Annotated in this window: 2 protein-coding genes; both read right to left on the reverse strand. The window is 61.1% G+C overall.

Going from position 1 to position 1,271, the window contains the following annotated elements:
- The coding region (locus ACCD05_RS31690; protein ID WP_413397623.1) for a transglutaminase-like cysteine peptidase at positions 1–393 on the reverse strand (393 nt) is incomplete at its 3' end.
- A 235-nt stretch (positions 394–628) separates the two neighbouring features.
- Positions 629–1,126: a cytochrome b gene (locus tag ACCD05_RS31695; RefSeq protein ID WP_413397625.1), complete on the reverse strand. Its 498-nt coding sequence runs from the start codon at positions 1,124–1,126 to the stop codon at positions 629–631.
- Between the last annotated feature and the right edge of the window lie 145 nt (positions 1,127–1,271).

The following is a 1,271-nucleotide window of genomic DNA, read 5'->3' on the forward strand; positions in this document are numbered from 1 at the left end:
GTTGCCGCCGTTGCGGTCGATGACGACTGAGATGGCGAGCTTGTTTGCGGGAAAGCCGGCGTCGAGCAGGGATTTCATCTTCAAAAGTGCGTAGTCTTCGCAATCGCCCTTGTTGTTGATCGGCAGCGACCAGTATTCGGCCTTGCCCGTCGTGGCATAGTCCGTTGCCGGCCGGACGCTCGAATTGGCATCGCGGTTGATCTTCTTCAGAAGCGGCATCGCCTTTTCGTCGCTGATGTCGCCGCTGCTGGTGTTGTGGCATAGCCAGGCATAACGGGTGCAGGCCGAGGGGAAGCCGATGGGCGCGCCGATCGAGCGGGATGCGCGCAGCGTGGAGCCGGCCGTGCTGGTATTGGGGAAGGCCATCAGCATTGTCGCCAATACTGAAATCATGAATGATATCCGCATGATCACACCTTTCGGCTCGCCGCGTGGGCACGCGGCGGCAGTCTATGCTGCTGAATTTGATTGAGATTTTATGCGTTAGAGGTTGAAGACGTACTAACGGTTCGGCCTGTCACGCGGCCGTCTATTAGCGACTTCTTACCTTCTGATGGTGAGTCGGACAAGGAAATCACGGGCGCTGTCAGGCAAAGCCCACAGATCTTTGCGTCGTGGGCACCCTCACTTACCCGACCGTCATCCGCCGCAGCCTGTCGCTCTTCCAGCAGAACTGGTGGGCGAGCGCGCCGAGCACGTGCAGGCCGATCAAGGCCCACAGGATGACCTTCAATATCTCGGCATGAACGGAGCCTGCCGTGCTTGCTCCGAAATAGTAAGCGGCCATTCCGCTCAGCGGCATGGCGAGCAGCAGAAGATAGAGCAGGCCATGTGCGATGCTCGCTGCTGCGCGCAGCAGCGGTGGTTCCTCCGCCGAAGCTGCCGGCACGCCCTGCGTTGCCCTCAGAAGGAGGCGAAGCGCAACGGCAACAAGGATCGCGATGCCGGCCCAGGCGTGGATGTTGGCGCTTGCGATCTGGTCGGCGGTCGCCGTGCCGCTCACGCGCATGCTGCGATGCCAGGCGTTCATGCCGTCAGGGAGCAGGAGATTGAAGAAGACGAGCAGCGCCGTCAGCCAATGCAGGATGCGTTGTGCGAGTGAATAGGATTGTCGGGAGGATGCCATGGCGTGCTTTCAAGCGTGAGGTGTGGGCGGCAGAAACCCCCCCCCCCGGGGGGGTTGGCTATGAAATGGACCGGCCGCGGGGCGGGGTTAAGCCCTAGTGATTGGCGGAGCTATTTGGCAAAAGAGGATAATAGCCCGGGCGCGC

The organism is Rhizobium sp. Rhizsp42 (assembly GCF_047304155.1).
In the GTDB taxonomy this organism is placed as follows: domain Bacteria; phylum Pseudomonadota; class Alphaproteobacteria; order Rhizobiales; family Rhizobiaceae; genus Rhizobium.

Bases quoted from the DNA above. Each gene is read 5' to 3' on its own strand.
- ACCD05_RS31695 (WP_413397625.1), bottom strand. From the start codon at position 1,126: ATGGCATCCTCCCGACAATCCTATTCACTCGCACAACGCATCCTGCAT.